General features: G+C 71.2%; 22 protein-coding genes. 2 read left to right on the top strand and 20 right to left on the bottom strand.

The window, feature by feature from the left end; translation table 11 throughout:
* Positions 1-232: 232 nt before the first annotated feature.
* The 17 genes from FL583_RS17040 to FL583_RS16960 all read right to left on the bottom strand — a co-directional run bounded on the left by FL583_RS17040 (position 233) and on the right by FL583_RS16960 (position 14,462).
* On the bottom strand, positions 233-2,074 hold the full coding sequence (locus FL583_RS17040) for a DNA polymerase (protein WP_142705656.1): 1,842 nt from the start codon (positions 2,072-2,074) through the stop codon (positions 233-235).
* Positions 2,071-2,520 (bottom strand): DUF2493 domain-containing protein, encoded by a 450-nt coding sequence (locus FL583_RS17035; protein WP_142705655.1) that lies wholly within the window; start codon positions 2,518-2,520, stop codon positions 2,071-2,073. Before FL583_RS17035 ends, FL583_RS17040 begins: the two co-directional genes overlap by 4 nt.
* Before the next feature lie 18 nt (positions 2,521-2,538).
* Complete coding sequence (locus FL583_RS17030) at positions 2,539-3,168, bottom strand: hypothetical protein (protein WP_142705654.1); 630 nt, start codon at positions 3,166-3,168, stop codon at positions 2,539-2,541.
* 13 nt (positions 3,169-3,181) lie between these two features.
* The gene (locus FL583_RS17025) at positions 3,182-4,363 is read right to left on the bottom strand and encodes a hypothetical protein (protein ID WP_142705653.1); all 1,182 of its coding nucleotides are present in this window, start codon (positions 4,361-4,363) and stop codon (positions 3,182-3,184) included.
* Complete coding sequence (locus FL583_RS17020) at positions 4,360-4,764, bottom strand: hypothetical protein (protein ID WP_142705652.1); 405 nt, start codon at positions 4,762-4,764, stop codon at positions 4,360-4,362. Before FL583_RS17020 ends, FL583_RS17025 begins: the two co-directional genes overlap by 4 nt.
* A gap of 80 nt (positions 4,765-4,844) precedes the next feature.
* Entirely contained in the window at positions 4,845-5,303 is a 459-nt protein-coding gene (locus FL583_RS17015; RefSeq protein ID WP_142705651.1) for a single-stranded DNA-binding protein, read from the bottom strand.
* A 65-nt stretch (positions 5,304-5,368) separates the two neighbouring features.
* Positions 5,369-6,040, bottom strand: coding sequence for a MazG-like family protein (locus FL583_RS40950; RefSeq protein ID WP_205752211.1), 672 nt, complete (start codon positions 6,038-6,040; stop codon positions 5,369-5,371).
* 16 nt (positions 6,041-6,056) lie between these two features.
* Positions 6,057-6,278, bottom strand: coding sequence for a hypothetical protein (locus FL583_RS17005; RefSeq protein ID WP_142705650.1), 222 nt, complete (start codon positions 6,276-6,278; stop codon positions 6,057-6,059).
* Positions 6,279-6,334: 56 nt separating this feature from the next.
* Positions 6,335-6,619 (bottom strand): hypothetical protein, encoded by a 285-nt coding sequence (locus FL583_RS17000; RefSeq protein ID WP_142705649.1) that lies wholly within the window; start codon positions 6,617-6,619, stop codon positions 6,335-6,337.
* Between the two features lie 265 nt (positions 6,620-6,884).
* The gene (locus tag FL583_RS16995; RefSeq protein ID WP_142705648.1) at positions 6,885-8,888 is read right to left on the bottom strand and encodes a hypothetical protein; all 2,004 of its coding nucleotides are present in this window, start codon (positions 8,886-8,888) and stop codon (positions 6,885-6,887) included.
* Positions 8,889-8,970: 82 nt separating this feature from the next.
* Entirely contained in the window at positions 8,971-9,216 is a 246-nt protein-coding gene (locus FL583_RS16990; RefSeq protein ID WP_142705647.1) for a hypothetical protein, read from the bottom strand.
* Between the two features lie 13 nt (positions 9,217-9,229).
* Positions 9,230-9,988, bottom strand: coding sequence for a hypothetical protein (locus FL583_RS16985; RefSeq protein WP_142705646.1), 759 nt, complete (start codon positions 9,986-9,988; stop codon positions 9,230-9,232).
* Between the two features lie 22 nt (positions 9,989-10,010).
* Positions 10,011-11,732 carry an RAD23 family protein gene (locus FL583_RS16980; protein WP_142705645.1) on the bottom strand — a complete coding sequence of 574 codons (1,722 nt, stop codon included), beginning with the start codon at positions 11,730-11,732 and terminating at the stop codon, positions 10,011-10,013.
* 87 nt (positions 11,733-11,819) lie between these two features.
* Positions 11,820-12,548 carry a hypothetical protein gene (locus FL583_RS16975; protein WP_142705644.1) on the bottom strand — a complete coding sequence of 243 codons (729 nt, stop codon included), beginning with the start codon at positions 12,546-12,548 and terminating at the stop codon, positions 11,820-11,822.
* A 101-nt stretch (positions 12,549-12,649) separates the two neighbouring features.
* Entirely contained in the window at positions 12,650-14,026 is a 1,377-nt protein-coding gene (locus FL583_RS40945; RefSeq protein ID WP_205752210.1) for a hypothetical protein, read from the bottom strand.
* On the bottom strand, positions 14,023-14,223 hold the full coding sequence (locus tag FL583_RS16965) for a hypothetical protein (protein ID WP_142705643.1): 201 nt from the start codon (positions 14,221-14,223) through the stop codon (positions 14,023-14,025). The genes FL583_RS40945 and FL583_RS16965 overlap by 4 nt, the downstream gene beginning before the upstream one ends.
* The gene (locus tag FL583_RS16960; RefSeq protein WP_142705796.1) at positions 14,223-14,462 is read right to left on the bottom strand and encodes a DUF6284 family protein; all 240 of its coding nucleotides are present in this window, start codon (positions 14,460-14,462) and stop codon (positions 14,223-14,225) included. The genes FL583_RS16965 and FL583_RS16960 overlap by 1 nt, the downstream gene beginning before the upstream one ends.
* A gap of 138 nt (positions 14,463-14,600) precedes the next feature.
* On the opposite strand from FL583_RS16960, the gene FL583_RS16955 reads away from it, so the two are divergent.
* Together FL583_RS16955 and FL583_RS16950 are read left to right on the top strand one after the other, a co-directional pair.
* Positions 14,601-15,464, top strand: coding sequence for a GntR family transcriptional regulator (locus FL583_RS16955; RefSeq protein ID WP_142705642.1), 864 nt, complete (start codon positions 14,601-14,603; stop codon positions 15,462-15,464).
* The gene (locus FL583_RS16950) at positions 15,461-16,141 is read left to right on the top strand and encodes an HAD family hydrolase (RefSeq protein ID WP_142705641.1); all 681 of its coding nucleotides are present in this window, start codon (positions 15,461-15,463) and stop codon (positions 16,139-16,141) included. The genes FL583_RS16955 and FL583_RS16950 overlap by 4 nt, the downstream gene beginning before the upstream one ends.
* 175 nt (positions 16,142-16,316) lie before the next feature.
* Here the strand turns inward: FL583_RS16950 and FL583_RS16945 are convergent, their stop codons facing one another.
* The 3 genes from FL583_RS16945 to FL583_RS16935 form a co-directional block, all read right to left on the bottom strand.
* A complete protein-coding gene (locus FL583_RS16945) occupies positions 16,317-16,961 on the bottom strand; it encodes a hypothetical protein (protein ID WP_142705640.1) in 645 nt (214 codons plus the stop codon).
* 542 nt (positions 16,962-17,503) lie between these two features.
* The gene (locus tag FL583_RS16940) at positions 17,504-19,492 is read right to left on the bottom strand and encodes a hypothetical protein (RefSeq protein ID WP_142705639.1); all 1,989 of its coding nucleotides are present in this window, start codon (positions 19,490-19,492) and stop codon (positions 17,504-17,506) included.
* Between the two features lie 669 nt (positions 19,493-20,161).
* Positions 20,162-20,998 carry a hypothetical protein gene (locus tag FL583_RS16935; protein ID WP_142705638.1) on the bottom strand — a complete coding sequence of 279 codons (837 nt, stop codon included), beginning with the start codon at positions 20,996-20,998 and terminating at the stop codon, positions 20,162-20,164.
* Positions 20,999-21,006: the final 8 nt, after the last annotated feature.

Genomic DNA, 21,006 nt, shown 5'->3' with positions numbered 1-21,006 from the left:
ATCGGACCGCCGCACCACGCGCAGAGCCGTAGCGCAGGCCCACCGGACGCGTCGCGTCGAGCTGGAGCCGACGCGTCGTCCGTGGCCACGCGCGACGCGTCGCGCGGGCCCGCCGGGTACGCGTTGGATGCCGCGGGAGCCGACACGTCGTGTCGCACTCGAGGGTGACGCGACGCGTCGTGTTCCGCCGCGGCGCCACGCGACGCCTCGGCCGGGGCGCACTCGGGGGCGGTCATGCTGCCACCTGCGCCGGGTGGTCGAGGTGGCCCCAGTGGGTGCCGAGGATCTCCGCGTCGGCCCCGATCGGCACCCCGCGGTAGGTACTGGTCATGACCTGCTTGACCAGCTGTCGCACGTCTTCGGCGTCCTCGGTGGGGACGTGAAGGATGACTTCGTCGTGGACGAACAGCCAGAGCGTGGCGGGGTCGAGGCCGTGGACGACCACCAGTTCGTAGACCGCGGCCACCAACAGGTCCCGCGCGGTGGACTGGATCGAGTAGTTGCTGTTGGCGTAGGTGCGGTTCGGGTCGGCCGGGATCCGCCGTCCCGAGCCGGTGACCACGACCTCGTCACGGGCGATGCGATGGCCGTAGGCGATCACGCCCGGGTAGGTCTGGCGCCACAGGTCGATGACCTCGGCCGCCACGTGCTCGGGAACACCGGTCTGCGCCGCGAGTGCCCGGACTCCGCCGCCGTAGATGGTTCCGAACGTGGCCCGCTTGGACAGCGTCTTCTGCACGGGTGTGAAGTCCGGCCCGTACATCAGGGACGCGGTCGCGGCGTGGATGTTGACCCCGGACGCGATGACCTCCCGCAGCGTCCGGTCCCGGGAGAGCGCGGCGGCTACCCGGACTTCTACTTGTGCGAAGTCGCAGCTCACGAGGGTGTAGCCGGGGTCGGCTCGGAATGAGTGCCGAAGGCGCGTGTCTGCTTTGTTCAGCGTCTGGAGCGCCGGGTGGGTGATCGACATGCGCCCCGTCTTCGCGCGCAGGGTGTTGATCGCCGGGTGCACCCGCCCGGCGGCGTCGGCGTGCGCGAGAAAGCTCCGCAGGTTCGCGATCGTGTTCGAGGTCGCCGAGACCCGCTGCCGTGCCCGGACCAGCGCGGTCGCCTGGTCGTCGAGCTGGAGCGTCCCGGCCTCGATCGCGATGACCAGAGCCGCAAGGGTCTCGGCCGTGACCTTCAACCGGCCCGTCTTCTCGGTGCGCGGCCCGTCCACCCCGAGGTCGTCGAGCCACCCGGCGAACTTCGGTGAGGTCGCCTTGAACCCCAATCCGTCGGCGATCGCGTCGACTGCGGCGGCGTGCTCGGCCTCGACCTGCCCCAACAGACCCCGGGTGTAGTCGCTGTCGAGGGCCAGGCCGCGGATCGTGATGCCGATGGCCTGCGCCGACAGCCACTGTTCGACGGTGACGAGGTGGGCGAACGGGGCGCAGAGCTGCAACAGCACCGGCAACAGCCGTCGCACGTAGATGGCGTCCATCCCGGCGTAGACCACGTAGGACGGGTCGTCGGCGCGCAGGTGGTTCCACGCCCACGTCATCGCCGCGTCCCCGGCCCGCTGGCCCGCCGGGGCGAGGGAGGCGGCCCGGATGTGCAGGGCTTCCTCGGCCTTGCGGAGGCCGTCGTCGAGGTACCGGGCCGTGAGCTCTTTGAGCCGGTGACCGGCGCGTTCGTCGGGGTTGACGAGTTTCGAGAGCAGGTGTGTATCCACCGCCCGCTGTCCGAGGGCGATCCCGAACGCCGACCAGACCGCGAGTACGTCGTAGGGGGTGTGGGAGACGAACCGGCGGGCCGGGTCGGCGAGGATCTCGACCAACAGGGCGCGCTGGCGGGTGTCGGTGGGGTCGAACACCCATGCCGTGTCGGGGGTCGCGAGTTGGACCAGGCGGACGCCGGCGTCGGGGCCGAAGTGGCCGGGGCCGCCGTCTACGATCGCGCGGGTTTCGACGTCCAACCCGAGCACCGGATTCTCGAGATCCCGGTAGACCGCGGCCCGGTCGAGGTCGGAGCCGGCGCGGGGGGCCTCGATCATTGAGGTGTGGCCGCCGTGCCGGCGGATGTAGGCGGTCATGCTCGACCACCGCCCGCCGCACCGGAGCCGGGGGCGACGTAGGTGATGCGGCGCAGGACGGGGATCCCGGCGGTCTCTGCGAGGTTCGCGCAGTGACACGCGCCGGTCGAGTTCGCCCGGATGAACGCGAGGCAGAGGTCCGCGCCGGCGGCCACCATCGCGGCGTTACGCCGGTGCCCGGCCGTCGGACAGTACGTCGCGCCGTCGTACCGGGTGCGCCGGTGACCTGGTCGGCAGTCGGGGGCGCAGGTGGGCCAGTCGGCCGGGTGCGCCTCGACCTGCCAGCCGCGGCGGCCGGCGAGGGTGGCGGCGATCGTGTCCGCGCCGCGGGCGCCGCCGTGCACGAGGATGTGCGGGCCGGGGTGCCCGTCGGTGGCGCGGTCGAGGGTGGTCGCGATCGTGCGGGCGTCGGTCCACGTGCGGGAGCCGGTGACCAGGATGCGCATAGCGATTCCCCTCCTTTCTCAGACGTCGAGGTCAGCGCGGAGCGCGCCGGGCAGGAGGGTGACGGTGTCCGCGGCGAGCGCGCAGGCGGTGGCCGCGGCCTCGATCGCCGCCCGCAACCGCGGGGTCAGGCGGAGATCTCCGTCGGCGATCTCCTGCAACCGGTCGGAGCGCTCGACGACCCATCCGCAGTCGGCCGCGTGCTGGTCCAGCACGCCGGCAAGCTCGGCGAAGCCCGTCACCGGGACATCAGTGATGGCCGCCGGACGCGCCGGCGTGGCATGCGCCGAGGTGCGCAGGTAGGGGCGGAGCGCGGCCGTCGCCTCCGCGATCGAGTCGAACGGCTTCACCGTCGAGTGGCCCGGCCAGGTGTGCGCGCGGGCCATCGCCATCGCGGCCTCGACGTCGATGCGATCCTGACCGATCACCAGCGTTCGCTGACCGCGGTCGGGAAGCGCGTTCTTCCCGACCGGGCTCGAATCCCACGCATACCGGACGGCCTTGACCACGCCCTCGCGGGAGACACTGCGGACGATCGCGAGCTCAACGCGCGTCCGCTCGGTCGAGGGCTGGCCGATGTAGAACGCGCGCTCGGTCGTCACGATCGCGACCAGGTCACCACGTTTGGCCGGGGTGAAATCGCTGCTCATGGGTGACCCCCCGTCAGACGTCGAGATCGGCGCGGAGCGCGGCGGGAAGCTCGGCGACCGCGGACGCGGCGAGGGCGCAGATGTTCTCGGCCTCGCCGATCGCGTCCCGGAGCCGTGGGGTCAGTGCCAGGTCGGAGGAGGCGATCTCCTGCAACCGGCGTGCTCGCTCGGTGAGGGACTCGGCGTGGCCGGCGCAGTCGTTGAGGTAGGCGGCCAGCTCGGCGAGGTCGGTAACCCCGGGATCACCGCCGTCTCCGGCGCCCGTGGTGGCGGGGACTGCGGTGGGGGTGCTGGTCGGCGCGGGGTCCGGGTAGACGGGGTAGATCGCGACCGGCATACCGCCGCCCGGCTCGCTGCTCCACAAGGTCGCGGTGGTTGCGCCCTCGGGGAACAGGTCCGGATCCTGCGCGTCGGCCTTCACCCGGAAGTACGCGGCGTCGCTGTCGTCGTCCGCGGTGATGTCCCGGGAGTCGAGCGCTTCGCCGTAGGAGTAGGTGGCGTCGTCGCGGGTGGCGTAGTAGTCCAGGTGGTAGGTCGGACCGGTCATGGCCGGGACCTCCTGTCGAGATGACGGGGGCAGCGACGGGGATGGGGCGGGGGTGAGGACGCACACCGGGCACAGGTCACCGGGGTGGACGGGGTCGAAATGGTGGTGCCGGCCCAGGAGCGCGGCGACGATCGCGCCGCTGGAGGTAGCGGCCTGGCCGGTGTCCGGGGATCCGGGGGTGGCCGGGGCGCCGGTCGCGGCGTGCGTGCAGTCCTGGTCGAGGTGCCAGGTCTGGTGCCAGTAGTTGCGGTCAGCGGCGATGAACCGGGTTCCGTGGGTGTAGCCGGCCCGGACGTCGTAGGCGCGGCCCTGGCCCCGGTGCCACATCCGGTACGCCTGCGGGTAGGTGCGGGCGCGGTTGCACTGGTAGAGCGTGTCGGCCTGCCACTGTTCGCCGTAGGCGCCGTGGGTGGGTAGGGCCGTCGGTCGGGCGCCGTCGCGCTCGGCGCGTAGTTTCGTCGGGATCTTCACCGCTACCGCGGTGCCGGGGGCGTCGTCAGGGGTCACCCACACCGACGACGGCATCGGCCCGTCCGACCACACGATGCCGGTTCGCTCGACCGGCCCGTCCGGCGTGGACACGGTGTAGGTGATCGCGGCGCCGGGCTGGCCCGGCTTCGGGTCGAAGGGACGCGGCCGGCGGGTCATGCCGCCACCGCCGAACCGCCGCCGTGCTCGACGTCGAGACACTCGGCGTCGCAGCGTGCGCAGCCGTAGACCAGCCGGGCCGCGCCCGTGAGCACCATCGGCACCCGGTGCGCGGCGCACCAGACCGGCGCCGGCTCGGGCAGCACCGCGGCGAGCCACGCGTAGCCGTCGCCGGTCAGCGCCTCGGCGAGCGGCGCCGAGTCGGCGGCCAGGTAGGGCAGGGACGGCGGCTCCGGCGGGGGCGTGAGGTCGAACAGCCCCGGCTGGTCGGCGTCCTGCCGGGGACGGGGCGGCATGTGCAGTTCACCGGCCTCCAGCCGGATCGCGGGTTGGTCGACCGTGTCGAGGTCGGCCGCGGTCCAGAGGTCGCCCTGGCCGGTGGTGACGTGGGTAGCAGGCATGCGGGTGCCCCTTCTCGGTGGCGGGATGGACGGAGGCGGCCAGGGGCGCCGGGCGGTCGCGCCCGGCGCCCCGGGGCCGGTCAGAACGGTTCGTCGCCGGACGGCACCGCGGTGGTGGCCCACGGGTCGGCGTTCGGGTCCACCGCGGGCGTACTGGCCTCGCCGGAGCCGCTGCGGGCGGCCTTGTTGACCCGAGCGGTGGCCCACCGCAGGGAGGGGCCGATCTCGTCGACCTCGACCTCGTAGACGGTGCGCTTCTCGCCGTCCTTGGTCTCGTAGGATCGCTGCCGCAGCCGGCCTTGCACGATGACGCGGGTGCCGCGCTGCAACGTCTCGGCGGCGTTCTCGCCCATCTGCCGCCAGACGTTGCAGGTCAGGAACAGCCCCTCGCCGTCCTTCCACTCGTTCGTGGTCCGGTCGTAGGTGCGGGGGGTCGAGGCGATCCGGAACTTCGCGACCGCCACCCCGGACGGGGTGAACCGGAGTTCGGGATCGTCCACGAGGTTCCCGACCAGCGTGATGACGGTGTCGTTGGCCATGACGTTCTCCTTCGGAAAGTCCGCAAATACGGACGTTCGGGCTATGCGGGTAGGGAGTGAAGCGGTCAGGAGGTGTGCGGGCCGGTCGGGTGGCTCAGGACCCGGCCGGCGACGACGCGGGCGGTGCCGCTGAGCACCTCGTTGGGGTCGAAGCCCAGTTGCGCGATGCCGTTGCAGGCGTCGACCACGACGTCGTTGAGGTGGTCGATCAGCCGTTGGTCCCGGTCGGGGCCGGGGTCGAGGAGGAACGCGGCGCAGACCTCACCGGCGTCGCGGGTCACGCGCAGAAGCCACTCGTTGACCTCGTCGGCCGACACGAACCCGGCGTCTTCGCCCGCGACGATCCAGCCCCACGACATAAGGGCGTCGGTGAGCGCTTCGGCGGCGTCGCCGCCGACGCTGACCAGCGCGGTGAGCGCGGAGAACGTGACGTCGGCCAGTTCGCGGGCGACGTCGATGGCGCGGGCGGTGATGCCCTTGCGGGGGTTCTGGCCGGTGGCGCCGATCCACGCCGCGACGGTCTCGCCGGTCTCCTCGGCGAGCTTGAGAACTCGCAGCCCCTGGCGGGCGTGGGCGGGCCGGTCGTCGTGCCGGTCGAGCCAGGCGGCCATGCCGAGTACCGCGGCGGCGACCTCGAACAGCTCCGGCGTCGGGGCGATCGACGCGTCCGACCACATCCATGCCGGTAACGCATCGGTGAGTACGCGGATGTCCTCGTTGAGAAGTTCTTCGGTCATGGGGTGTACCTCCTGGTCAGGCGGCCACCGCGAGGGGCTGGCCGGTGTGCGGGATTGGGAGCGGCAGGCGGGCGCCGATGAGCGGGATGACGGTGGCGACCGGGCCGGGGTGGTCGTGGTGGTGGGTGTCGTCGTGGGTGCCGGCCAGGTCGGTGGCTGCCTGCGAGGTGGGCCGGTCGGAGGAGAGCCATTCGCAGGGGCGGCAGTGCACGACGAACCGGGCGGCGGTGGTGGTCATCGCGGCCTCCAAACAGGTCAGGTCCGGAACGGGGTAGATCGCGAGAGCGGGGAGCGTCAGCGGTGGTCGCGGGCGCCGACGCGCAGGACGTGGCCGGAGCCGCCGCAGCCGCCGCAGTGGCGCATGGCGCGGGTGAACACCCGGCCGTGCTTCATGCCGTGGCCCTTGCAGGACCGGCAGGCGGTGTACGGGTTCTTGCGCAGCGAGAGCCGCCACGCGAACCACAGGACGGCGCCGGCGACGAACGCCAGGACGATCAGGCGGGCCAGGGCGGCGCCACCGACGCCGGTCGAGGTAGCGGTGAGTAACGCGAACGAGGTGGCCAGAGCGGTTTCGGGCATGGCGGTAGCGCCTCTCCGTGCGAAGGGTCGATTCAGGCGATTCGGCGGGCTATCTGGTTACGCTGTGTGTCGGTCGCGGGTGTCCGGTCGGGGTGTCCGCCGGGGGTGTCCAGGTGTCCGTCCGCCCCCTGTCCGTCCGGGTGTCCGTCCGCCGTGTCCGCCGAGGAATAAGCCCCCGGACGGCGCTCTGAGACGGTGTTTCGGGGATGTGCTGTCCGGGGCGGACAGCGGGCGGACACCCGGCCTCGCGGTCGGTGACGGTGGGTTAGGTGGTGGGTGGGAGGGTGTAGCCGGTCGGGCCGCTGCGGGCGTTCTTCTGGAGCCACTCGTGGACGACGGTTTTACCGATCTCGAACCCGTCGGCGTTGAGCGCGGCGACCGCGCCGCGGACGCTCAGACCCTCCTCGCCGGCGGCCCGGAGGAGTTCGGTCAGGCGGGTCCGCCAGTCCGGCCGGGGCGTCGGGTCGGGAGCCTCGGTCGTGTTGAACAGGTCGGCCATCTGGTCGAACGCCTTGCGGTCGGCGCGGCGGCGCTGGAGCTCGGCGAGGCGGTCGCCGATGTCTCCGGTGTCCCGCTCCGGACGCTCCCCGGTCGGCCGCTCGGCGGTCGCCGTCGCCGTCCGGCCCGCGGCCGGGTCCGGTGCCGCCGCGGTGGGGGCGCCGGGTGGGGTGATGCCGATGCGCTCCCACCGGCCGGCGTAGTTCGGCGACGGGAACGGCTCCGGCCGCCGCTCGCCGGTGGCGACCGCGAGGGCGTCGATGATCGCCGGGGTGATCCGCTCCCCGCGGAACGGGCGGCCCTCGGTGGCGCGTTCGCGGGCCAGCCAGCCGCAGCCGGCGTAGGGGGCGTCCTCGGGGAGGTAGCGGCCACCGCCGAACAGCGCCGCACCCTCGTCTTTGGAGTCCGGGCTGGTCATCAGCACCCGCACCCCCGAGAGGCGCTTGACCTGCGCGCCGCCGGTCATGTCCGAGGTCGGCCGCAGCACGCACCGCACCACGTTGATCCCGGCCGACCGGCCGATCCGGGCGAGTTCGTCGATCGCGGCCTTCGTCTTCTTCGCCGCTCCCGAGGTGGCCTGGCCGCCGACCTCGGCGCCCTCGTCGATTACGACGAAGATCTCCGGCACCTCGGCCGACACCGGGATTTTGTCGTCGTTCGGGGGGATGAGGTACTGGAGTTCGCGCTTGCGGCGCTTGGACTCCCACAGGGTGTCCTCGGCGAGCTTCTGCGCCTCCTCCGCGTCCGGCGCCACCCAGTCCACGCCGGGGGCTTTCGCGCGGCCCTCGACCCACGGGCGGACCCACGGCCAGGCGAGGGAGCCGCCGGAGAGGTCGATGATGCGGATGATCGCGTCACCGCACCGGTTGATCTCGGCGTTGAGCACCTGGAGCTCGTTGGACTTGCCGGCGTCCGGCGGGCCGGACAGGATCACCCGGGCGTAGCGGATGACGGCTTCGGCGCGGGAGCCGTCGCGGTGCCGGCCGAAACTGATCGGGTCGTTGATCGACCGCACCTGATCGACGTCGTTGATCGGGTAAAACCGCTCTTCGGCCATCGCGTCCCGCACACAGACGCGCAGGATCGTGGCGCCGCGGTGCACGCCCGCGGTGACCTCGACCCCGCCGCCGTTGGCCAGCCGGGCGTTCCCGGCGAGGGCGTCCTCATCCTTCTTCAGCGTCCGCCAGGTGTGCCGGGTGCTGGAGAGGTCGGCGTGGACGTCGTAGCCGTAGCCGTTGGTCCACAGCGCCACCGCCACGGCGCCGGCGGGGAGGCTGATCTTCGAGACGACCCGCAGGCGGGTCCGCCACTCCTCGGCGATCTCCGATGCCCCCGCGACCGCGGCGGCCTGTACCCGTGCCCGGTCGGCGGGGCCGGCCGGGCGGCGCCGCTCGAACGCCGCCGAGAGCGCGCCGACCACGAGGCCGCCGACGCCGAGGGTCACCCACGGCGCCCACCCGTGCCGCCACGCGTCCCCGGTGGCCGCCCATGTGATCCACGCGCCGCCGCACGCCCACTTGGTCAACCGAAGCATCCGGTCCCGGACCGGGTCGCCGTCCATCCACGCGACCCCGGCCGACACCGCCCCGAGCACGCCGCCGGCGGCGACCGCCCACCACGGGTCCATCCCGCCGACCGCTGCGGCGACACCGAACACCCCGGTAGCGACGGTGCCGGTGGCGGTCGTCCACCCGGGTCCACCCGAGCCGGTCGACCAGTCGAGGTAGGGGCCGGTGCGCGGTGCCGGGTCGGTGTTCTTGTTGCTAGTCATCGTGTTGTCTCCTCTCCCGCCGGGCGGGGTGACCGGCCCCGGTCCCCGCAGGTCGCGGGGCCGGTCACCGGGGATGGTCGGGTCAGATGTCGACGTCCTCGCGGAGCGCGCTGTGCAGCTCGCCGATCGCTTCACGGGCCAGACCGCACGCCTCCTCGGCGGCCTCCAAGCTGGCCGTGAACTTGGGGAACAGACCGAACCCGCCCTCCGTGGCGAGGTGGCCCAAGCCCTCGGAGAGCTCCTCGGCCGCCTCAGTCGCGGCGGAGAGGAACGACGCGAGTTCCTGCACGCTGGTCGGTACCTCGTGGTCGGTCAGGCCGCCGTACATCGCGCGCCCCCGCTCAGACGTCGAGGTCGGAGCGCAGGGTGCCGGGCAGCTCGCCGACGGCCTCGGCGGCGAGCTTGCAGGCACCGGCGGCCTCGGAGATCGCCGTCTTCAGCCGCGGGGTCAGCCGCAGGTCGGAGTCTGCGATCTCCTCCAGCCGACGGGCACGCTCGGACAGCGCCTCGGCCTCCTCGACGCCGGTGTCGAGGTACGCGGCGAGTTCCTGCATGTCCTGGGGCTCTTCAGCGGTCATGGGGGCCTCCTTCGTGAGGGTGGTGCTCAGGGACGGGGCGGTGCTGGTCGATGCGGTGGTGCTGGTCGGCGGGGTGGATGGCGGGTCGATGCGGGTGGGTAGGGCCGGCTGGTAGCCGGTGTCGGTGACGACCGGGCAGAGCGGCTCACCGTCGAGGTGCGACCACTCCTGCCGGGCCGGGTCGCCGCCGGCGAGAGCGCCGGTGCCGGCGTCATACGGCGGGACGTGTTCGACCGGCTCGCCGCACTCGGGGCAGACGTAGCGGACGTGACGCGGGGCGCCGGCGGAGTGTTTGGCCATCTCGTCGGTGAGCGTCCAGCCGGCCGGGGTCAGGGCGTACCGGTCGGGGCCACCGCCGGTGACCAGCGTGAACACCGGTCCGAGGAGTCGGCCGGGGAGATCCTGGCCCTCGGCCCACCGCTCGGACTCGAAATAGCCGGTGGTGAGCCATCCGCCCATCGCGGCGGCGTGGCTGATGACGTCCCATTCGTCGCGGGAGAGGTCGTCGGGGGTGAACGTCATTGGGATGCGCCCTCCTTTCTGGTCAGACGTCGAGGTCGGTACGGAGTGCGGCCGGGAGTGCCCCGACGGCGTCGGCGGCGAGGTGGCAGGCGTCGGAGGCGTCGGCGATCGCGGCCCGCAGCCGGGGGGTCAGCCGCAGGTCGGAGTTCGCGTACTGGTCGAGCCGGTCGCCGCGGCCTGCGACGGTGTCGGCGTGCTCGACGCCGGCGTCGAGGTAGGCCGCGAGTTCCGGCAGGTCGGCCGGGGTTCCGGCCGGGTACGCCGTCTCGCGGGTGGGCCACGGGTTCGACGCCGGGGCCGGCGTCCCGGGCGCCGGTCCGGTGCTCCCGGCCGGGTCGGGAGAGCTCGGCCCGGTGGGGCCGGTCGAGGTGCTCCCGGCGTCGTCGGCCGGGTCGCCGCTGCCGGTCGAAGCGGTGGCCGGGCGTGCCGGGCGGCGCAGGATCCGGGTACGGACCCATGCCCAGAACGCGACGGCCCATCCGGTGACCAGCCGCCGCGACCACGACCACGCCCGCCGGACCTGCCGCGCCGCCCACGTCCGGGCCGCCCGGCCGATCCGCAGTGCCCGGTCCCGTATCGCGGCCCCGAAACGCTTTACCTGACCCCAGACCGTCCGCCAGGACCGGACGGCCATCTCCCGCAGGAAACGGCCCACCCGGCGGACCCCGGTCATGGCCACCGCACCGGCCGCGACCAGGATCGACCGTATCCCGCGGCCGGCGCCGACACGGGCGGCCTGCCACGCGGCCCGCGGCCCGTTGCCCCGGCTGGCCCGCCACGAGGCGGCCACACCGCGGCCCATCCCGCGCACGCCCCGGCCCGTGGCCCGGAGCGCCCGCCGCGGGAGTGTCCGGCCTCGGCGCCATGCTGCCTGGCCGGCCCGGCGGGCGAGACGGCCTGCGGCCCGCGGCCCGGCCCACAGGCCGCGCCCCAGACCCCGCATGGCACGTCCGGCCCGGCCCCGCCGCGACGCACCGCCGCTACCGGTCGAACCGCCGGTGCCCGTGCCGCGTCCGCCCCGACCCCGGCCACCGCCGGCACCGGACCCGCCGCCGTGGGGGCCGCCGCGCCGCCGGAGGCGCATCCCACCGGCCCGCGGCGGGAACCCGCCACCCCGCCCCGAGGTGCTCCGGCCCCGACCGGTACCCGAGCCGCGGCCCGCGCCCCGGCCGCCGAGACGTCCGAGGCCACCACGGAGCGCTGCGCCGAGACCCCGGCCGGAACGACCGCCACCGGAACGTCCCGCGGCGTGCCGCACGCTGCGACCGGCACCGCGGCCGAAGCCCCGGCCGCCGAACCGCGACGACGGACTGCCACCGGCGCCGTTACGGCGTCCGCCGAGGCCGCTCAGCCGGGGCAGTTTGCGCAGGAGACCGGCGAGCAGACCGCCGCCGACCAGCGCGCCGACGACCCGCAGGCTGCGCACCAGCATCCGGAACAGAACGAGGATCACGGCGACGATAACCAGCGCCGCGGCGCCCTTGACGCCGAACGCCGCATACGCCGCGGCGGTCAGCAGAACCACGATTCCGCCGAGCAGCGCAAGGGTCTGCCACGCGGGCAATCCCCCGGCCGGTGCCGGCTCGGCGTCGGCCGCCGGGGTGGACTCGACCGGCAGATCGGAGACCAGCGGCTCGGCCACCGGCGCCGGTTCGACCACGGGCGGGACGGGTGCTTCCGGAGGCGTGGCCGTGGCCGCATCTCCGTCGGCACCCGGGCCGCTCGGATCGGTGATGTAGGTCATGCTGGACTCCTCTCCTTCGGTGAGAGAGCCGGGACGCGGACGGGATTGGTAGTCGTGGCCCGCGTCCCGGCGCACTCAGCGGATAGGTCAGCCGCGGATCGACCAGCGGTAGCGGGCCTCGCCGTAGCGCAGGACGGTGATCGCCGCGCCGCCGATGGCCAGCGCGATCCCGACCAGCGCGAACGCGCCGGCGAGCCAGCCCGGCAGGGTGTTCTGCGGCAGCCACGACCAGTCCGGGCGCGGACCGCCGATCGCGGCCCACACCGCCAGGACCAGCGCGCCGACCGACCAGCACCCGGCCCGGGACGCCGAGTCGGCGTACTCCGCGTCGACCACGGCGGACGCCTGGTCGATCGCGTCGCGGCGGGACGCCTGCGCGGTGCGGGCGATCTCGGCGAGGAACGCCGCCTGGGCGTGCGCGGCGTCGCCGAGGATCACCAGACCGCCGACGGCGTGCTGGGTGAGCTCGGTCAGGACGTCGGTCTGCCGGTTCAGCGAGGTGTCGAGCGCCTCGACCGCCTCGGCGGTGGCGATCGCGGCGTAGGTCGCCGAGAGCCGGACCTTGGCCGCGGTCTCTTCGTCGGTGCGGGGAACCATGCGGCTCTCGCCGGTGCCCTCCGACCCGAGGTCCTCGACGGCGTAGAACTCGGTGTCGTCGAGCAGCCGGCACGCCTCACTGGTCAGGATCGGCGTCGCGACCTGCCCGACGTCAGCCGGGTCGGTGACCTCGTCGAATCCGGTCAGGTCGTCGAGCCAGTCCGAGCTCCAACCGTCGTCGCTGTCGGCGGCGGGAGTCGGGTTCGTTTCGGTGCTCACACATGCCTCCAGGCAGTAAGGGGATGGGGTGGTGCGTGCTCCCGCTCCGTCGTGAGCGGGCGCCCGGCCGGTACCGGGTGCGGGAGCCTCCGAACAGGTGCTCAAGGGCGTGACTGAAACGAGAAGACCGGGAGGAGTTCGCGCTGGTCGTGACCGTTCTGCGCTGCGACCAGCGGCGGCTCCGAACCGTCGTCGGTGGTCGCGTCGGAGTCCGCTCCGGTCACAGCCGGGGCCGGGGTTTCCGGGGTGTGACTGGAGGCGCCGGCGGGGGCCGGTGACACCGGCTCCGGGGCGTCGTCGCCGGACTGTCCGAGGACCTCGGCGAGCACCTGCGCGCGGAGCTCGGCGTAGCGCTTCGCGCCGGGGCAGCGGCCCCAGAACTCCCGTGCTTTGCGGTAGCTCGGCACCGTCCCGAACTCCCGTGCCAGATCGCGCATCCACCCGTGGACGTCGGCCTCCGGCGCGACCTGGTCGCCGTAGGCCGCGGCCAGCCGCGCCCACCACTCCGACCGCTCGGCCCGGCGTGCCGCAGCGGCGACGACCTCAACCGCGGCCGGGTCGATCACGTCGGATCCCCCCGGGGCGACGCGACGGGTCTCCGCGTCGACCTCGACCGGCTCGACGTCGGGCTTCACGTCGGTACGGGTCTCCGCGTCGACCTCGACCGGCTCGACGTCGGGCTTCACGTCGGTGAGGTCGGCCAGACGCGGCGCCCCGTCCCACGGGCGGGCCGCGGACACGTAGCCGTCGAACAGGCCGATCAGGAACGCCGTCCCCGCAGCACCGGCCGGGCCGATCGCGTGCGGCAGCGCGGACCCGAGACCGTCCCATCCGGCGCCGGCGGGCCAGCCGCCGAAGATGTTCAGCGCCAGCGACAACCCGAGGGCCGTCCACTCCGCGACCGTGGCCCGCCAGTCAGTGTCACCGCCGGAAGAGCGCAGCACCGCCCGGCCAATGATGATGAGCGCCACCACGGCGATCAGGGCAGGCTCGACGGCCCACGCGGTCCACCACGGTGCCGAACCGCTCTCGACGTCGAGTAACCGCACGACGCCGGCCTGGACACCGGTGGTCGACCAGGCGGCGAACGCGGTCAGCACCGGCACACCGGCCGCGAGAGTAACCGTGCGGACCTTCGCGATCCGCAGGGCGCGGACCTCGGCCGACCCGAGGATCCGGGCACGAAGCCGGGCGCGCTCCCCCGATCGGGTGGCCCGCCGGTACAGGGCGTTGAGCTTCTCGGACTCGCGGGCGTCGGTGGCCCGCTCACGGCGGGCGCGTTTGGCCGCGGAGGCGGTCTCCTCGACATCGGCGAGGGCGTTGCGGTGCTCGACGGCACCGGCCCGGCGGGCGCGGGTGTCCTCGCGCCACACGGTGTCCAGGTCGCGCTCGGCGGCCAAGTCGGCGGCCAGCTCAGCGGCGCTGCGCTCGACGGTCACGGCGCGGCGCGCGGCGGTGGACCGAGTCGGGGCGGTCATGAGAACACCGCCGAGACGCCGGCGGCGACGCCCGTGGCGATCGCCTGCGGAATCAGCAACAGCACCGGCCCGACCGGCGTCGGCGCCAGAGCGACGCCCGCGGCGAGGCAGACCAGCGCGGTGAGGATCGTGGTGCGGCCGAAGAAGATCAGGGCGGCCACGATCAGGGCCAGAATCACGGCGAGGGAGAGCGTCATCAGGCCGCCTCCCACCCGTAGAAGCCGTCCGCCGCAGCGAATCGAGCCCTCGTGGTCTCGACACGCTTCTGCGCCGCCATCAGGCGGTGAGCGTCCAGCTGTGACAGGTCGTCAATGTCGGCCAGCGCAGCCTCGACTGACACCAGATCCATTTCGGCTTCTATGACCGGCCACTCCCGCTCGATCGCCCGAAGCGCTGCCGACGTGGGCTCAACGTCCGTCGCTCGCGAGTACTGCATCCGCTTCACTCGACCTCCCAAGATGGCCAGCCTGGCTAGTCAGGCTGCGATGGAGCAAAGGTATGCGCACCTGGCTAGTCAAGTCAAGACCGATGGCCAAACTTTGCTTGCATGGCTAGCCATGTGTACGCTCGCCGCATGTCCCGTGAACTGGACTTTCTCGGCCAGTTGGACCCCGACGATCCGAAGCAGGCGTCCGTCCAAATCGCCAATCAGCTCCGAGCTGCGATCCTGACCGGCAAGTTGCGGCCCGGCGATCGGCTACCGTCGCAGCCTGACCTCGCGGCGCGTTACGAGGTCGCCAGAGAGACGGTAAAGCGCGCATTGGAAATTCTGCGTAGCGAGCGTTTGATCATCACCCGGCAGGGCAGCGGAGCATTCGTGCGCGCTCAGACTCAGCGCGCGGTTGAACTGCGTCCGCATATTGAAGCGGCGTTCGAACAATCGCACGTATCGATCGACTTTGCGGGGTTCTCTGGCGAGACTTTGCGAGACGCCATCGCGGAGGCGCTCGATAAGGTACGGGCGGGCCGCCACACACCGGAATCGATAGCGGTCCGTCTTCTACTTTCCGACATGTCTTCGCCCGGACCGCTTCCTGCGGACGCCGACGGAGGTGACGACGGACCAGTCCGGCAGCGGGCGGAGCGAATAACCCGGCGCGCGGCGGATGGTATTTTCGACCAAGTCTCGGAATTGGCCGAACTAGGATTGATTAAGTCTAGTTCCGTGGAGATCCGACTACATCAGGCCGCACCTCTCTTCAAGCTATACGTCATCAACCAATCAGAAGTTTTTTACGGCTTCTACCCCGTCGTACGGCGGCCGGTCAGCATCAAAGGGGAGTCGACGCAGATATTCGACCTGATGGGTAAGGACGTAGCGCTATTCCATTACGTCGTGAGCGACGATGAGACTTCCGACGGGTCACAGTTTGTTGCTTCGTCGCGCCAGTGGTTCGAATCAGTCTGGAACACGATCTCGTACGAGTACCAGCCGTGACCGCTTCCCTGGAGCAGATAGTCGGGTACACCGGCCCTCTATTGCTCGACTTCGACGGCCCGATCTGTCACGTCTTCGCGGGATATCCAGCAACATCCGTAGCCGATCGAGCCCGCGAGGTCGCAATCCGATACGGAGAATCTCTACCGCTCGATATCGCAGAAACTGGCGATCCACTGGCGGTACTCCACTGGTCCGCAACACTTGACCGGCCGGATGTCGTTTTGTCAATGGAACAAGAGATATCCGGCGCCGAACTACGGGCCATAGAGACTGCCGAAGAGACACCAGGGGCAAGAGCACTTATCCGCGCCGCAGCGAAATCCAGTCGGCCGGTGGCCGTCGTGAGCAACAATTCAGCCGGAGCGATCAGAGAATTCCTTCGGGCGCGGTCACTCGCTGATTACGTATCATCAATTGCCGGACGACCGGCAGGTCATCCCGGCCTAATGAAACCGCATCCGCATTTGCTCACACGCACGATCGGCGACCTGGGAAGCGAACCGGGTGAGTGTGTTTTTATCGGAGACTCAATGACGGACATTGAGGCCGCCCGAGCCGCCGGGGTGAGGGTGATTGCCTATGCCAATCGGCCGTCTAAAGTTGAGCTATTTCGCGCGGCCGCGCCGGACGCCCTGGTGACGAGCATGGGCAACATAGCGGATGCGATTAGGTAACCCGGCAAATGTCTCGGCGGTAGATGACCGTGTGAAGATCAGGGCGGGCGAGTGTCTACGACGATCGCACCCCTGCATCAAGGGCATGTAATGGAAAGATGGCCCGGCCGGAGGTCCGGCCGGGCCATCGCTAATCGGCGTCAGGCCCGCTTCGCTTCACCATCTTGGCCAGGCGCTATGCCGCTGCCGCGCTCCAGCTTGCGCGGAACGCGGCGGCCTCGCTGGCGATGAAGCCGTCGAGGTTGTGTCCGCTGATGCCGAGAGGCGCCTCGTACCGGGTGCCCCGGCGGACGTCGAGGATCACCACGCGGCTCGCGGCCGGGTGGAGCAGTTCGAGGTGCTCGGCCAGCAGGTGGTGGACGAGGGCCACGGTCTCGGACTTCGGCGGCTCCTCGTCGCACCAGAACCAGACCACCTCGACCGAGCCGTCCGGGTGCTGCACGCCGAGGTGCGCGCGCAGCTTGATCGGAAGGTCGGCGACCACGACCGTAGGCTGGCTCAGAGACACCGGTGCGCACCGGAGCCGCTCGGGCATGGCCCGCAGGTAGGTCAACAGACCCGGCGCGAGCGCCCGGTACCGGCCCCGTAAGCGGGGGCTGACCGTCGCCACGGCTTCGGTCACCCCGGCGCCGGCGGTGCCGAACTGCAGATCAGCCTTCAACCCGGCGATGAGCTTTCCGTCGGCGTTGAAGCCGGTGTTACCGGCGTCACGGTCGCGGCGGAGCCGGGTGACGTACCGCGACCGGGCGAACCCGGACAGGCCGGCGTGCCGGGCGAGGTAGAGCAACGAGACGTGCGCGATGGAACGGGCGGGGGGCAACTGCCCCTCCTCTCTCTCGAACGTAGGTCGACCCCTGATGGCCCGACCCGGTCAGGCGCGACCGGACGTTCGGAGGAGAAAAATCACCCAAGCGATCGCAACCTCGGACATGCGAGGCTTCGGACTGCTCGGTATCGTCGCCTTGGGAAGAACGACGGGCTCCGTGCCCGGCCTACGGCCCTCACAGCGCCAACTGTGGGGGCCGTTGCCTGTTCGTGATGATAAGCGTTCACCCCGACGCATCGCGTCACGCGACGCGGGGCTGTGGATAGTCGCGCTGACCGGCCGGCAACCACATAGGCCATCCAGTTGAGGGACATCGTGGTGTGCCCGCTCAACCGCCGTCAGACGCGTTGTGTGACGCCCCGTGCCCGCCGGTGGGGCGCAAGGGTCCTGGCGGCTTCGCTAGGCCAGGTCCGCATACGGTGGGTGACCGCGCGGGCTTATCCGCCCGGGGTTACCGGTCGAGTCGTCTCAGTCGGAGCCGCCGAGGGCGCGGGGCAACCGCCGGGGACGATCGCAGTCGTCCCCGGCGACGGAGGCTAAGCGGCCTCCGGGTCCTCATCCCCCGGGTCGGTCGTGGGACTCGCGGGGATGTCCGCGTTGCTGGCGCGGTACTCCACGCCGACCTCGTACCAGTCGGACAGCCGCTCGGCGACGTCGCGCAGCTGCTTGCGCCAGGCCTTGGCCTGGGTGGGCAGGCCCTGCTGCTCGACCAGCTTGTTGCCCTCGTCGTCCTTCACGGCTTCGAGGTCGTTTGCCGTGATCTCCAGCGCGTTCACGGCGTCCTTGAGCCGGATCTGTGCGGCGAGGAACGGGTCCTGGCCCTGGGGGGCCTCACTGGCCTGGCCCTTCGGGTACAGGTCGTAGCGCATCGTGTGGTTCTGCAGCGTGACGGGATCGGTGCCCGTAGCGTCCATCACGGGTTCACCCGCCTCGTCGCGGAGGAAGGGCCGCTGCCCCCGGCGCCCATCGCGCACGATCAGGGCCAGCTGAGCGATCCCGCGAGGCGTGTCCAGCATCGCCTCCAGAACCTCGGCGACCGTACGACGGTCGGACGTCGCTCCCTGGTCGTTACGGGGAACCCGCAGAACGTCGTGGACCGCGATGTAGTAGAGCGCCCGGACGGCGAGTTCCGTGCAGCTGGCCCCGGGCTTTCCGGCCGAGTGCAGCTCGGCGAGGGCGGCCTTCTCCAGCGCGTTGAGCGACCGGGAGGTCATCGTCCACGGGCTGAGCCCGGTGATCTTCGCGCCGTTCTCCACCACCTTGACCATGCGGTCGACGGTCGAGTTCTCATAGCCGGGCCGCCCGCGGAACTCGCGGGAGACCAGTTCCACCGCGTACGGCACCTTGGTCGTCTTCTTGACCTGGACCTTCCGCGTGTTGTCACGGCTCAGGACGAAGGCGATCGGCCGCCGGATCGCGGCGTGCACCTTGGGCTCGTCGGTGGTGAACAGGTAGAGGAGCCGGGTGGTGCGGTCGTCCGCGTCCTTGGACACGCCTGCCGCCGATGCCGTGTCCGCGGTCATCAGGCCGCGGAGCCAGTCGTACTCCTGCCCGCTCGTGAGCAGCGACTCGCCGAACGCGGACCGCAGGCAGTCGTCGGCCATGACGGAGTGGCGGGCGGGGAGCGACCAGTCAGCCTTGATGTTCAGATGCTCCTGAGCGACCTTGGTCTTGACGGCCTCGGCGAGGTCGATGCTGCCGTCCACGTCCGGATCGAAGCCGACGATCAGGATGAAGTTCGTGGTCGCGCACCGCACGCGCGCCTTGTCGTTCTCGGTGAGCTCGGCGGCCGGCTTGTCGACGATGCTGTTGATCTCCGCGATGAAGTCGGTCATCGCCTTCGAGCCGGACGGCATCCGCAGGACCGTGTCCTCCGGCTCCAGCTCGTGCATCGCCTGCGCGTGGGTGACGCGGCTGGAGCCCTCCCGGACCCCGGGCACCGCGACGTCTGGGGTGCCGTCTTCGAAGCCGAAGACCGTCATCACCCCGAACGGCGCATCCATGATCCCCTGGTCACCGATCGGCGGGTAGGGCGTGTTCGCCACGCGCGTCTTCGCCATGCCCTTGCTCAGCGCGTTGAGCAGGGCGTCGCGCGACGGCGCGGTCATCGCCAGTTCCGCCCGCCCCGCGGTGATGCTGCCGGCGATGTCGTGCTCCAGGGAGGACGCACCACCGCCCGACACCGGGTAGCGGTGATCCGCGGCGTTACGCGGGTTGAACGGGTCGGCCATCAGCCGGGGGATCCAGACCAGCCCCTCGACGTACAGGAGGTCGCCGCCCGGAATGCGCATCCGGCGCGGCTGTTCGATCTGCGGCAAAACGTCATCGGGCCGCACCCAGATCGTGGACATGGCGCCGGCCGCGCGGTCACCCATTCCCAGGTGCTTGCGCGCGGCGGCACGGACCGCGCGGATCTTGCCCGGCTCGGGCAGCTCCGGCAGACGGCGGAGCGGCTTGGGCATTTCGGTCGTCTCGCCGATGACGTGGCTCGGCGCCGACGGGTGGTTCTCTTCCGGGGTAACCATGGTGTCCTTCCGGATCCCGGACGTCCCACGGAAGGGGATTCTCCCGCGGGCACTACACGCGGGAGCCGGACACCGACCAGCTCGCGCTCCAGCATCCAGCGGATCGAGCCCGCCTTCTGCCGAGCGAAACGAGTTGCCGATCGCGGCTATGGACTGACCTCAGGTCCCGGCGTGCCAGGGCCGAACGGGTACTGCCACCTCTACGCAGGTCGGTGCCTGCGCTTCGGTACACCGCGACGCACCTCGCGTCGTGATCGGGGACAGTAGCACGGCGGAGCTCCCGCCGCGATATCCCACGTGTGCGGTCGCAACGCCGTCCGTCTCAGTTTCCGTCTCGTTCATGCGCGTTCGGGGAGGTCCGGCGACGTGCGGCGGTTTGGTCGCGCCGCAGGTCCGGACGGGTACGGATGCCCGCGAACGCCGCCGAGCAGCATTGGAAAGCGTGTTGGGGGCAACCCCTCACGAGTTCGAATCTCGTATCCTCCGCCAGCCCGCTGAGCAGGCTAAACGTGAGGCCCGGTCCATGGATGGACCGGGCCTTCGTCGTCCACTCGGAACCGGTCTCCGTCTCGTTTCGGTTCCGGCGCCCCGCCGGCCCCCTGGTTCGGCCGCTCGGCAGCAGGCTCCCACCCGATGCCCATCGCTCACGTAAGTCATACTGTAAGCGATTCAGTTTGAGGTTGCGCCCATCGCGAGCGCTTTCTTGGCCGTGGCCCACGTGTAGACCTGGGTGATCAGGATGTCCAGCGAGGCGTTGTCGTCGCCGCGATCGGCGCCGTTTTCGGAGTAATCCAGCACCGAGGCGATGGCCTCGGCACCCCGCGCGGCGACCCGCTGCCGACTACTGGCGCCCTGCCGATCGAGCACGTTCGCGGGCGTCAGGCGGCGGCTGATCTCGTCGAGCAGCTTGTTGGCGTCGCTGTCTTCGGAATAGGGCCAATCCTTTTGCGGCGCCGACGCGATTCCGAAGACGCTGCTGATTCCGGGAACGCGCAAGACGCTGAAACACGTGCGTTCCGCGAGATTGTCCAGAGCCTGCCCACTCGTCCATCTCGTGGAATCGCCCGTTGCGCCCGTCAGAAAGTCTTTGAGCGGCTTGTGTGCCGTTCTCACCCGTTCCCGAAGCATGTCGACCCCGGTGTCGAATACCCGCTCGGCATAGGCGGTTGCGGCCGCCATCAGGTCTTCGCGGAGTTTGTCGAATTCGGCCACTCCGTTCGGCGGGCCGTACACCGCCGCGTACGCCTGCGCGCGCTGGTCACGCGAGGGCAGGCGCGGGTCGGTGCCGAGCTGGGACCGCAGCCTCGCCAGGGCCTCGACGCATTCGTCGCTGCCGATTCGCGTGTAGAGATGCGGCCGATTGATGAAATCTTGCGCTACGGCACAGACCGCGTCATAAATCGGATCAAGCTGCTTGAAAAAGTAGATCGCGGCGGTTTCGTGTGGTGAGGAAGTCACGTTGTTGAAGGACTCACGGTCACGAATCCTGCGCGCCGGAATGGCCATGGAGATTC

Source organism: Cryptosporangium phraense, from assembly GCF_006912135.1.
GTDB lineage: Bacteria > Actinomycetota > Actinomycetes > Mycobacteriales > Cryptosporangiaceae > Cryptosporangium > Cryptosporangium phraense.
This window is presented reverse-complemented; position numbering and strand designations above follow the sequence as displayed.

What these genes read in the sequence shown, in the direction of transcription:
- FL583_RS16935 (WP_142705638.1), bottom strand. Translation starts at nt 20,998, where the DNA reads ATGGCCATTCCGGCGCGCAGGATTCGTGACCGTGAGTCCTTCAACAAC.
- FL583_RS16965 (WP_142705643.1), bottom strand. Translation starts at nt 14,223, where the DNA reads ATGACGCTCTCCCTCGCCGTGATTCTGGCCCTGATCGTGGCCGCCCTG.
- FL583_RS17035 (WP_142705655.1), bottom strand. Translation starts at nt 2,520, where the DNA reads ATGCGCATCCTGGTCACCGGCTCCCGCACGTGGACCGACGCCCGCACG.
- FL583_RS40945 (WP_205752210.1), bottom strand. Translation starts at nt 14,026, where the DNA reads ATGACCGCCCCGACTCGGTCCACCGCCGCGCGCCGCGCCGTGACCGTC.
- FL583_RS16960 (WP_142705796.1), bottom strand. Translation starts at nt 14,462, where the DNA reads ATGCAGTACTCGCGAGCGACGGACGTTGAGCCCACGTCGGCAGCGCTT.
- FL583_RS16955 (WP_142705642.1), top strand. Translation starts at nt 14,601, where the DNA reads ATGTCCCGTGAACTGGACTTTCTCGGCCAGTTGGACCCCGACGATCCG.
- FL583_RS16995 (WP_142705648.1), bottom strand. Translation starts at nt 8,888, where the DNA reads ATGACTAGCAACAAGAACACCGACCCGGCACCGCGCACCGGCCCCTAC.
- FL583_RS17000 (WP_142705649.1), bottom strand. Translation starts at nt 6,619, where the DNA reads ATGCCCGAAACCGCTCTGGCCACCTCGTTCGCGTTACTCACCGCTACC.
- FL583_RS16985 (WP_142705646.1), bottom strand. Translation starts at nt 9,988, where the DNA reads ATGACGTTCACCCCCGACGACCTCTCCCGCGACGAATGGGACGTCATC.
- FL583_RS17025 (WP_142705653.1), bottom strand. Translation starts at nt 4,363, where the DNA reads ATGACCCGCCGGCCGCGTCCCTTCGACCCGAAGCCGGGCCAGCCCGGC.
- FL583_RS17030 (WP_142705654.1), bottom strand. Translation starts at nt 3,168, where the DNA reads ATGAGCAGCGATTTCACCCCGGCCAAACGTGGTGACCTGGTCGCGATC.
- FL583_RS16980 (WP_142705645.1), bottom strand. Translation starts at nt 11,732, where the DNA reads ATGACCTACATCACCGATCCGAGCGGCCCGGGTGCCGACGGAGATGCG.
- FL583_RS17005 (WP_142705650.1), bottom strand. Translation starts at nt 6,278, where the DNA reads ATGACCACCACCGCCGCCCGGTTCGTCGTGCACTGCCGCCCCTGCGAA.
- FL583_RS16990 (WP_142705647.1), bottom strand. Translation starts at nt 9,216, where the DNA reads ATGTACGGCGGCCTGACCGACCACGAGGTACCGACCAGCGTGCAGGAA.
- FL583_RS16940 (WP_142705639.1), bottom strand. Translation starts at nt 19,492, where the DNA reads ATGGTTACCCCGGAAGAGAACCACCCGTCGGCGCCGAGCCACGTCATC.
- FL583_RS17020 (WP_142705652.1), bottom strand. Translation starts at nt 4,764, where the DNA reads ATGCCTGCTACCCACGTCACCACCGGCCAGGGCGACCTCTGGACCGCG.
- FL583_RS17015 (WP_142705651.1), bottom strand. Translation starts at nt 5,303, where the DNA reads ATGGCCAACGACACCGTCATCACGCTGGTCGGGAACCTCGTGGACGAT.
- FL583_RS17040 (WP_142705656.1), bottom strand. Translation starts at nt 2,074, where the DNA reads ATGACCGCCTACATCCGCCGGCACGGCGGCCACACCTCAATGATCGAG.
- FL583_RS40950 (WP_205752211.1), bottom strand. Translation starts at nt 6,040, where the DNA reads ATGACCGAAGAACTTCTCAACGAGGACATCCGCGTACTCACCGATGCG.